This is a genomic window from Lapillicoccus sp. (genome assembly GCF_046595215.1).
GTDB lineage: Bacteria > Actinomycetota > Actinomycetes > Actinomycetales > Dermatophilaceae > Lapillicoccus.
The window spans coordinates 1-9,170 of record NZ_JBKJPP010000189.1 but is presented as its reverse complement, the minus strand read 5'-3'; the positions used below and the strand labels follow the sequence as shown (position 1 = coordinate 9,170).

8 protein-coding genes are annotated in these 9,170 nt (G+C 67.3%); 6 read left to right on the top strand and 2 right to left on the bottom strand.

The genetic code is table 11. The features are described from left to right. Positions 1–525 precede the first annotated feature (525 nt). Both ACLL9L_RS16240 and ACLL9L_RS16235 read left to right on the top strand, forming a co-directional pair. A complete protein-coding gene (locus ACLL9L_RS16240) occupies positions 526–1,914 on the top strand; it encodes a nuclease-related domain-containing protein (RefSeq protein WP_411285696.1) in 1,389 nt (462 codons plus the stop codon). Positions 1,915–2,485: 571 nt separating this feature from the next. Then, entirely contained in the window at positions 2,486–2,737 is a 252-nt protein-coding gene (locus tag ACLL9L_RS16235; RefSeq protein WP_411285695.1) for a hypothetical protein, read from the top strand. Positions 2,738–2,921: 184 nt separating this feature from the next. Here the strand turns inward: ACLL9L_RS16235 and ACLL9L_RS16230 are convergent, their stop codons facing one another. Together ACLL9L_RS16230 and ACLL9L_RS16225 are read right to left on the bottom strand one after the other, a co-directional pair. Beyond that, entirely contained in the window at positions 2,922–3,341 is a 420-nt protein-coding gene (locus tag ACLL9L_RS16230; protein WP_411285694.1) for a tyrosine-type recombinase/integrase, read from the bottom strand. A gap of 87 nt (positions 3,342–3,428) precedes the next feature. Beyond that, complete coding sequence (locus ACLL9L_RS16225) at positions 3,429–3,971, bottom strand: tyrosine-type recombinase/integrase (protein ID WP_411285693.1); 543 nt, start codon at positions 3,969–3,971, stop codon at positions 3,429–3,431. Between the two features lie 137 nt (positions 3,972–4,108). Between ACLL9L_RS16225 and ACLL9L_RS16220 the strand changes: the two genes are divergently transcribed. From ACLL9L_RS16220 to ACLL9L_RS16205, 4 genes are read left to right on the top strand one after another with little or no spacing between them, the layout of a single operon-like run. Continuing rightward, on the top strand, positions 4,109–4,498 hold the full coding sequence (locus ACLL9L_RS16220; RefSeq protein WP_411285692.1) for a response regulator transcription factor: 390 nt from the start codon (positions 4,109–4,111) through the stop codon (positions 4,496–4,498). Beyond that, positions 4,495–5,592, top strand: a complete 1,098-nt coding sequence (locus ACLL9L_RS16215; RefSeq protein ID WP_411285691.1) for a HEAT repeat domain-containing protein — start codon at positions 4,495–4,497, stop codon at positions 5,590–5,592. Before ACLL9L_RS16220 ends, ACLL9L_RS16215 begins: the two co-directional genes overlap by 4 nt. Continuing rightward, positions 5,592–7,073, top strand: a complete 1,482-nt coding sequence (locus ACLL9L_RS16210; protein ID WP_411285690.1) for a glycosyltransferase family 2 protein — start codon at positions 5,592–5,594, stop codon at positions 7,071–7,073. The genes ACLL9L_RS16215 and ACLL9L_RS16210 overlap by 1 nt, the downstream gene beginning before the upstream one ends. Then, positions 7,066–9,165, top strand: coding sequence for an ATP-binding protein (locus ACLL9L_RS16205; RefSeq protein ID WP_411285689.1), 2,100 nt, complete (start codon positions 7,066–7,068; stop codon positions 9,163–9,165). Before ACLL9L_RS16210 ends, ACLL9L_RS16205 begins: the two co-directional genes overlap by 8 nt. Positions 9,166–9,170 lie beyond the last annotated feature (5 nt).

Here is a 9,170-nt window from a genome sequence, read left to right as displayed (position 1 = left end):
CGGTGGTCCGGTGGGCGTTGGAAGCCCTGGTGCTCCAGCACCTGTCGGCTACGGCGCCCGGTTGCTAGAGGAGGAGGAGGAGGAGGCGAAGCAGCAGGCCGCTTGAGCGTCAGAAAGTCAAGCTATGCCCAGGGTCTTTCTGGGCGGTGTGCAGCACCCTCGAGACGCGCACCTTCTGGAGCCGGAGTGACATCGGATTGACGCGCGCGCTCATCGGATGTCCACGCATCCCTATCCATCGATGCGACGGAGGCCTTGTCGAGGTCCGTATGCGTGTCGCACGCCGGCTGGCGGGGATCTGTCACAGCTCAGCTGGCGGAGCCTGGTGGGACACGACTGGACCTGTGAGGACTTTCTGTTCTTCGTTAAAGCCGCCGGCTGCGCCGGCGGCGTGAGCGCGGGGCGGTCGGGCGTGCGGCCTCCGGCCGGTCCCTCCCGCCCCGCGCTCACCAACCTTGACGACGACGAAGCCGAAGGGACCCCTGGCCTACCAAAACGGCCCGGACCATCCCGGCAACGCTTAGCATGCAGGCAACTAGGGGGTCCGAAATGTCCGAAGCAGAATCCGCGCAGCGGCGCGCCGAAGAGCTGCGCGCTCGTGCTGCCGCAGCACGAGTAGTCGCGGCCAGGATGGAGAACGAGGCCTCAGCCTGGGAGGCCGGCGCAGCAGGGGAACGCCGGGTCGCAGCGGTCTTGGCGACACTTGGGACGAGAGTGGAGGTGCTCCACGACCGCCTTCTTCGTCCTGGGCAGTCGAAGGCCAACCTCGACCACATCGTCGTCTCCACCGCGGGCGTCTTCTTGGTCGACGCGAAGAATTGGGCGGGGACCACATCGGTGCACGAGGGAAACCTCTGGCAGCACCGGGCCACGGGATCGACGGGACCCAAACACGACCCGAAGCACACTGAGCTCGACAAGGTCAGCCGAGCGGCCGCCCTGATGGAACGGGTGCTTGGTGGCCCGGTCGTACCGATGATCGCGCTCGCAGGGCAGCAGGAGGCGAGATTCGAGGCCACGCGGGTCCGAGGGGTTGAGGTAGTCCCGATTTCCGGCCTTGCCCAATGGCTCTCGCAACAGCCACGCCTGCTGACACCGGTCCAGATCGCGTCGCTGCGCAACCAGATCGAGATCGCCTTTCCGCCGGCCACTGGCCAAGCCGTCATGGCCCCGGCGCGGCCCGCCGCCTCGTCTGGGTCTAAAGGGCTGCGCTCAAGGCCGCACCGAAGCCGAACCGTGCGAAAGAAGGCGAGCAGGCCGCGGATCCTCGCACCCATCGCTGGCATTGGCCTCCTCCTGTGGACAATGAATGGGGGGATGAGTACCGCGCAGTCCTGGCTCGCCCGGGCTAGCTCATCCTTTCCCGCGGCGTCCCCATCTGGGTCGCCCTCATCCGGTGCTTCGGCAGCCAAGCCGCTGACGTTGCTCGATGGCACCCCCGCGCCAGGCAAGCCCTGCCAAGGGCTGTCAAGTGTCGCGGTTCAAGAGGTTCTGGGTCATGACGTGATCGAGCAAGACTCCTCACTGAGCCATGACGTGTGTGGCTGGCATCTGGACAAGCCAGCCAACCAGTTCGTTCCTCCCGACCTCGCCGTCAGAAGCGGCTATACCGCGCAAGCTGCCGTCCGGGCCCAACACCTCACCACAGCCACGTCGTCCGCCGCGATGGGATCCGCGACCATCCTCGTGCCGCAACACACCGCAGTCCCCGGCTCCACCGTCGCTCCAGCGAACGTCACGCAGCCGTTCGAGATCACCTATCGCTACACCTACCCTCACCCCACAACCCGCGAGTCTATGCAGGCGGCCGACGCAGACGCGGCGAAGAAGGTCGCAGAGCTCGCCCAGAGACTGGCCGTGCGGCTGCCGCAAGGCGACGGCGCTGACGACACGAACGTCCACTTTGGCGGCTAAGGGAGGCCCCGCCTGAGTCACCCGCCTAGTGAGCCCGCAGCGGGCAGGCTCTACCCGCGAGCAGGGCTACGGTTTCGGCAGCTGGTTGGGCCTTCGTTCCTTCTACGGCGCAGGGGAAGTCACGGGAGGTCGACTCAACGGACCCCGCCACCCCCAGACGTCACCCTCAGCCGACGCTGATTGTCAGACCCGCGTGCGCGCTTCCGAACCGGCATCGTGGCGGGTCACCGCGCACCCATCCCCCTTCCTGCCATGTTGAAGGTGTTGACATGGTGCCCGGCGGGTAATTGGTGATTCGACGATTAGAGCGCTGGCGAGGGAGGAGGGGGTCTCGCGTAGCCGCCTGCCGTACGCCCCAGCCGTCGCCGTCCTGACGGATCGCGGTTTCAGACCCGCTCGGTCGGCTTTCGCACCCGCATCGCAGCGGGACACCTCCGAGCCGCCTGGCTTCGGGTCACTGCGCATACCCGCGGGGGCGTGAACCCCGCTGAGCATCACCTCTGGCACGTGCCGGCTGGGCACCTCTCCGTCTCGGCTGCGGACTCGAACGCCTGTTCGGTAACATCTCCCCATGACGGACGTCCCGCGGGTGGCAAGGAGGCAACCTCGGTCGCTCACTGCCGAACAGCTGGCCAGCCTCGACATCACCGCCGCGGCAGAGCAGGCAAACGTCCGAGCGTGGATCGTCTGGGAGGACGGCGTCGAGGAGCTCGTCAGCGGCCAGGCGATCGCGTGGACCCGCCGAGCGGTCAAGGTCCGCTGGGGTGCGCCGCCCCACGCCCTCGAGACCTGGGTCTGGGCGGGCGCCGTCCAACGCACGTGAGCCAACGAGCTGGGCCGCATTTTGGCCATACGTCGCCTGAGAGCGAGGAGCACGGCCGTCGGAGATTCGTTCTGTTGAAACGGTCTTCGCCGTTGACGCCGGGGCCAAACGGGGCTGGAAATGCCTCGTAATGAATAGGTCATCGGTTCGATTCCGATAGGCGGCTCCACCAAGAAACCGCAGGTCAGGCCCCCGATGCATCGCTGTTGGGGGCCTTTCCCATGTCCTCCTGCTCAGCTGATGCCCCCGTGGTGCCCCCGACCCTCTGCACAGCGTCCCAAACGTTCTGGTCAATCAGGTGCCCGGAGAGATCCATCGTCATCGCCGCTGACGCGAGGTCGAGCACCCGCTGAACCACCTGCGGGTCCGCGCCCGCACCCAGCCAGATCGATGCCGCCATGTGTCGCAGGTCGTGCGGGCGCAACTGACGGCCGGTCGCCTCGCAGGCGTCGGACCACCGGATCGAGCGCTTCCAGTTCGACTCGCTCAGAGGTGCCCTCGGGGGAGCTGCAAAGCCAGTCGTCCAAGTTCTGCCCAGCCGACCAACGGTCGACGATGGGGACGACAGCCGGCGGCAGGGGCACCGTCCGAGACCGCTTGCCATTGAGCGATCCACGTAGAGGCTGCGTCCGAACGACCCGCGAGAACCGTTCGCTGAAGCCGCAAGCCCGCACCAGGCACCCCCACACGGTCACCGACCCTTGAGACCGGCCAACCCGCCCCAACGCAACCCGCAAAGCCCGAGGACCTTGACCAGTTCGGCATACCGGCCCTTGCATGCCCTGGCGAAGGCGTCGAGCTCCTCGGGCGTCCAAAACTCTCCCCCGCGGCACCCGCGCCCACCAGATGGCAATGTCACGACTGCCGCCGCGTTCCGAGGGATCCGCCCGTCGACAACAGCGAACGCCAATAGCGACCGCAGGGTCGACAGGTAGCGATTCGCCGTCGAAGTCGAGAGCCCGCCCGCGACGAGACCACCCACCCTCGTAGCGACCTGAGCCTCGGTGATCGAGGCGATTTCGACTCGCCCGAACTCCGGCTCGGTGTGCTGCGCCCAAGCTGACGCGTCCGCCTCCTGCGTCTTGCGCTTCAGCCGCTTCCGAGACTCCGTCCAGACCGGCTCGATCGACGCGAGCGTCACCCAACCTCGTCGCGGGTCCAGCAAGTCGCCGGCCCGGAGCTTGCGCGACTGGTCCTGCTCCCACGCGCCCGCATCCTGCTTCCGGTCAAACACGCGGGTCGCGACCCCCCGCCCATGTGGCTTCACGCGCGCTCACCGGAGGGCTGCGAAAGCCCACCGTGGAGAACAGCTCTTTGGACATATAGGATGATTCGACATCAGCAGGGCCGCGTCGACGGGGAGGTTCGAGCATGACTGAGCCGGTCAAGATCCGCATCGTCGTCGCCGACGACGACCGGGACATCCTGGACCTCGTGGTCTTCAAGCTGACCCAGGCCGGATACGACGTCGTGGGTGTCGACGACGGCGTGGCGGCCCTCGCAGCCATCGAGGCCGACCCGCCGAGGCTGGCCATCCTTGACGTCATGATGCCTGGGCTGTCGGGCATCGACGTGCTGCGCAAGGTGCGGGCGAACCAGGCCACCAAGGACCTCAACATCATCCTGCTCACAGCACGCTCCCGCGACTCCGACGTCGACGCCGGGTTCGCCACTGGCGCGAGCGACTACGTCATCAAGCCGTTCAGCCCGCGCGAGCTCCTGCACCGTGTCAACGGACTTCTTGAGCGGGGCAACATGTGAGTGTTGGTCAGGTCCTGCTGATTGCCAGCGCCGTCATCGGCCTGTCCTGCGTGTCCGCGGTCGCCGTGATCGCCATCGCCAAGCTCCGTCGTGGTCGTGCAGGCGTCAGGTCCAGAGCACTGCTCGCACCCTATCGACGCGCGTTGATCGCCATGGCTTCCGGTGAGGACGAGGACAGCCAGGCCAAAGCCGCGCTGTATGCCGTCCCGGCGTCCACCTGGGAGCGCCTGCGTCCCAGCGTGGTTGCCTTTCTGGGCAGGGTTCGAGGCGCCCCGGCTGAAGAGCTGGGCGACCTGTTGCGCTCGCATGGCGAGATCGAGCGGGCCACAGGGATGCTGACCTCGCGGTCAGCCGTCCGACGCGCCCGCGCGGCATACCTGCTCGGTCTGGTTCGTGACCCGGACAGCGCCTCCCTCGTGCTGCCTCTTCTCGGCGACCCTGACGCGGATGTCCGGCTGGTGGCCACACGGGCCCTGGGCGCCATCGGCGACCCTGCGGCGGCGAGCGGCGTCCTGGACGCACTGTCTGCCCATCACGGGCAGATCGGTCTGCCGGCCTGGGTCGCGGCCGAGGCGTTGTTGGCTATGGGGGTCAGGATCGCACCCGCGCTCCAGATCGGTCTGGCCTCCGACGACGCGGGAGTGCGGAACGTCTGTGCTCAGGTCGCCGGCCACGGCACCTTCCCCTCGGCTGCCCCGCAGCTGCGCAACCTGCTCGCCGCGGACAGCGAGGGCGACGTCCGGGCCAGTGCCGCTGTGGCGCTCGGCCGGGTCGGGGATGCCGATGACACGGCTGTCCTCGCACGGCATACGGAGGCCTCCGAGACGAGCGCGCTGAGGCGCACCTGCGCCACGGCCCTGGGCGAGCTGGGACAGCGCGAAGGCCTGGATACCCTGGCCGGGCTGCTCGGGGATGGTGACCGCCGGCTCGCGTCGTTGGCGGCCGACTCCCTGGTCCGGATCGGCTTCGAAGGCATCGCCAGACTCGAAGAGGCCGCCAGCACACGGCAGGGACCCAGCGCTTCCGCGGCACGTGGTGCCCTTGACCTCGCCGGGCTGCGTGCGCAGCTGGCTTCCGGCTCAGGACGGTCCTGATGACCTCGTCGTCCTTCCCCGAGGGTTTGCGTCATGTCATCTCCGCGATCATGGACGTGGTCGCCACCCCTGTGCTCATCTACTTCCTGGTCGTCAACACCTCGCTGCTGGTGTTGATCGGCCTGGCCGCATGGGAGTTCCTGCACGAGGGACGCCGTAAGGGCTATGGCGGTCGTGACGAGAGGGTGGCTAGTCAGCTGGCGCAGGGGGTTTCGGTCGTGGCCGCCGCCTACAACGAGGAGGCGGTGATTGTCACCTCGGTGCAGGCCATGCTGTCGCTGCGCTATCCGAGCCACGAGGTCATCGTTGTCGATGACGGCAGCACCGATGCGACGTTCGAGCAGCTGCGATCGGCCTTCGACCTCGTGCTCGTCCAGCGTGAGGTTCCCTCCGACCTGCCAACCCGCGGCGCCATCATCGGCGTCCACATCCCACGCGACGGTCGCACCCGACTGCTGGTGGTGCGCAAGGAGAACTCCGGTCGATCGGATGCCATCAACGTGGGCATCAACGCGGCCGCCGAGCCGCTGGTGGTGTTCGTCGACGCCGACTCGATCCTGGATCCGGATGCGCTCATCGGGGTCACCCAGCCCTTTGCCGACGATCCCACTCGCGTCGTTGCGTCCGGCGGGGTGATCAGGGTCGTCAACGGGTGCACGGTGGTCGACGGACGTGTCGTCCAGGTCAACCTCGCCAAGGCGTGGCTCGTCCGCATTCAGGTCGTGGAGTACCTTCGGGCTTTCCTGTTTGGGCGCACGGGGTGGTCCCGGTTCGGCGCGCTCATCCTGATCAGCGGCGCGTTCGGGGTGTTCCGGCGCGACGTCCTGGTCGAGGTCGGCGGCCTCGACCCCGACAGCATCGGCGAGGACTTCGAGCTGGTCATGCGGATCCACCGCCACATGATCGACCATCACCGGGACTATCGCGTTCAGTTCGTGGCCCAGCCGGTGTCGTGGACCGAGGTCCCGGTGACTGCCGCAGTGCTCCGCAGCCAGCGCAAGAGGTGGCACCGAGGGCTGTGGGAGACCTTGTGGAAGTACCGCGGGATGCTGCTCAAGCCTCGCTACGGCAAGGTCGGGCTCGTGGCCATCCCGTACTACTGGGTCTTCGAGCTGATCGCACCGTTGCTGGAGCTCGTCGGGCTCGTCCTGGTCGTTCTCGGCTTCTCGCTCGGGGTGGTCAACACGCCCTTTGCGCTGACGTTCATGGCGGTGGCCTACGGCTACGGGACGCTGGTGACGCTGGTCGCCATGGCCGTCGAGGAGCTGACCTCCCACAAATACACTCGCTGGCGTGACCTGGGGGCAATCTTGTTGGCCTCCGTGCTGGAGAACGTCGGCTACCGTCAGGCGACTGCATGGTGGCGTCTCGAAGGCTGGTGGGCGAGTTTGCGCGGCAAGAAGCAGGTCTGGGGGACCATGACCCGGCAGGGCTTCGTCGGCGAGTCCCCTGCTGTGACCTCGGTGGGCGCCGATGACTGACCTGCGCCGTCGGCGGGCGGCCATCGGGCGGCCGATCGGCTCCCGCCTGCGCCACCTCGTCTATCTGCTCTGGGCACTGCTTGCCCTGGTCTGTGTCACGGCCGTCGGGGGACTGCAGATCCAGGCCGGCGAGGTCGACCGGCTGACCCTGGGCACGGGCCCCGCCGTCGACGCCAACGTTCAGGTCCTCCAGACGATGACCGATGCCGAGACCGGGCTGCGCGGATATGAGATCTCCCATAACCGGGCGATGCTGGAGCCGTACTTCGGCGCCCAAACCCGGACGATGGTGTCGCTGGCGACGTTGCGCGACAAGCTCGCGCTCGTCAGCCGTGGCGATGCCGACACCGCACTGCAAACGGGTCTTGAGGGCCGTCAGCGGCTCGCGGTGGAGCAGTGGTGGGTCTATGCGCTGAGCACGGAGCGAGCCCTGGACCTAGGCGAGCCAACAGATGTGGCTGTCGGTCGTGCCCTGTTCGACGGGTTCCGTGCAGCGAACGCCGCGATCGGTGGGCACATCGAGACCGAGCGCAACCAGAACCGGATGGCGGTACGGACGACGGCGACGGCAGCGGCGGCAGTGACCTTAGCTGCCACCCTTACGGCACTCGTGGCGGCGTTCGTCATGGGTCGCAGGGTCGCGCGTTCCATCAGGGATCCGATCGCTGAGCTGCGTGAAACGATGACCCGTCAGCGCGAGGGCGAGCTGGATGCGTGCGCCCGCGAAGATCAGGGCTCCCTGGAGATCAGGTCCCTTGCCGCCGATTTCAACGTACTCACGCAGCACAATCTTGTTCTTCAGCGGGCCCAAGCACAGGCCCTGAGCATGCAAAAGCTCACCATCGATATCGAGCGTGCCAGTCGTACGGCGCCAGACACCCAGCGAGCTCTGGACTTCCTGTGCGCCGCGTTGGGCGAGGGACTCGGCGCCGACCGGGTCATGGCCAACACTGTCGATGCCGACCACACGGTGCTGCTCGGTGCCCAGTGGCACGGCCCGGGTCTGTCAACACTGGGGGACATCCCGGACGATCTTGTTCCGCACGTGGGCGGGTTCGCTGAGGAGCTGTGGCTGGGTGAGGGTTTTGCGGCAAGCGGCGACTTCCTCGCGCCTGAGGTGCAGTCCCGGGAGCGAGCGAGGATCTTCCACCAAGCGACCGGGGCCCGCGCGGTCATCATGGTCCCCATCGGGCTTGGCGACCGGGTCATCGGGATGATCTACGTCCTCATGGTCCATGAGCCCCGCGAGTGGATCACGTCCGAAACCAACGCCGTCCAGCAGGTCGCTGCGTTCGTGGCTCGGTTCATCGTGGAGGCCGACTACCGGGAGCACCAGAACGAGTACGTCGAACGGCTCGAACGGCTGGACCGCCAGAAGAGCGACTTCCTGGCGACGGTGAGCCACGAGCTGCGGACGCCACTGACGTCGATCAGCGGCTATCTGGAGCTGCTCCAGGACGGAGACGCCGGCGAGCTCACGGGGGAGCAGCATCGGATGCTCGACGTGGTCGACCGCAACACGAGTCGACTGCGCGGCCTGATCGAGGACCTGTTGGTGCTCAACCGGATCGAAAGTGGCGGACTCAAGGTCAACGTCGCTCCGGTGTCCATGCGTGAGCTGGTCACCCACACCGGCCAGGAGCTGTCCCCACTCGCCCGCAGTGGCGCCATAGAGCTCGACATCGACGCCGGGCCGGAGGAGGCGATCGTCCAGGGCGACAGGGGACATCTTCATCGCGCGGTCGTCAACATCGTCTCCAACGCCATCAAGTTCAGCCGCCCGGCAGGCGTGGTGACCATCAGGTGCACGGTGGACCGGGGCGCCCGCCGGGTTCTCGTCACCTGTCGGGACCGTGGTATCGGTATCCCTGACGCGGACCAGGCACAGCTGTTCACCCGGTTCTACCGCGCAAGCAACGCCAAGGACCAAGCGATCACCGGCACCGGTCTTGGGCTGGCCATCGTCAAGCAGATCGTCGAGGACCACGACGGGGAGCTGCGACTGACCTCGGTCGAGGGGGAGGGAACGACGGTGGTCCTGGAGCTGCCGTTGGACGCGCGGACGACCGCAGGGCCAGACTCCCTTGACTGACGGCG